At 39.3% G+C, this 1,224-nt stretch carries 1 pseudogene; it reads right to left on the reverse strand.

What is annotated here, in order from left to right:
- A pseudogene (locus tag ACFIM1_RS09255) lies at positions 1 to 1,224 on the reverse strand (YfjI family protein); the annotation flags it as partial.

Here is a 1,224-nt window from a genome sequence, read left to right on the forward strand (position 1 = left end):
CATTATCTTTGAAACATTTCCAATCACGTTTATAAATATCCCTTGTTGTAAAAACATCGGGCAAATGATCACAACGCTCGACAATCAATTTTGCACGCTCTGCTGTTAATGTATCATGGGCCGCATAAAGACGTTTGGCATGACTTAACAAATATTTTTCCCAATACAAGGCTCTTTCAAGGGCATTTCTATTGATTTCAAAACGACCACCCTCAACCAGTTCAAAAATCAACGCAAGGGTTGGTATGGTTTGATTCATTTTCAAAAGATGTGCTTTTAAACTTGCAGAGAAATGACCATTCTTTATTCTTTTCTGAAAATCTTCCCACCATTCACGAAACATTTCTTGGGCTTCGGCAGAAAAGCGTATGATTATCGGATATTTTGGTGATCCAAACGGTTTATCATAAAGAGAACGAAAAACCCCTTGATAACTTTCCCATGCCTTTTGATTGGGAGGTCTATCAACCCATAACTGCTCTTGTCGTTCATCGGGAAAGATCAGCATTTGAAACCGTTGCATAAGACCATCATCGTTTATTCCACGGTGCATGTCTTGAATAATGGGAATAATACGTGCAGGTTGAATACCCCCTATAATAGAGACAGTTGCATTGGGAATAAAAATGGTTCCCCGTCCTATACGGTCATAGGTGTAAGACTTATTGCCATTAAAAGCTGTTAGATAGAAAGAACAGTCTGATTGATATTCCTTTCTTGCCAGATTAGATAAAAAACCAGCTAATTCATCACGAACCAACAAGAGACCACGGGGGTTTTCTTTTAAGACTTCCCCAAGCTTTTCGACAGTCACATCATTGACGATAAGACGGCGTTTTATAGAACTGTCATCTTCCTCACTTTCTTTGTGTTCAAGAGTTTGTGAAAGAAGAGCAAGGGCTTGTTCTTCGTCTTGATCTTTGAGTGCTTTATAGGCTTGTTTTTTCTTTTCTCGTTTATCTAATTCACTAAGAATATCTTTTGTTTCTTGCTGTTTTTTCTTCTTTACCCACTCTTAATGCCATTCATCTTGAAATTCATAAAGAGGTTCTAAAGCAGCGTCCATGGTACCTGTTTTCATGGTCGAAGGTTCCCCCACAATGGCACCCCATAGATTAGGAACAATTTTCCAATTGGTATGTTGTTTTGGGGCAACCCGCACGCCATTGCCAATCACAGCAGCCAAAGCACAGAGAGCAGAGATAGCAATAAAATCCATAGGGG

The organism is Bartonella sp. AC158YNML, from assembly GCF_042196725.1.
Lineage (GTDB): Bacteria > Pseudomonadota > Alphaproteobacteria > Rhizobiales > Rhizobiaceae > Bartonella.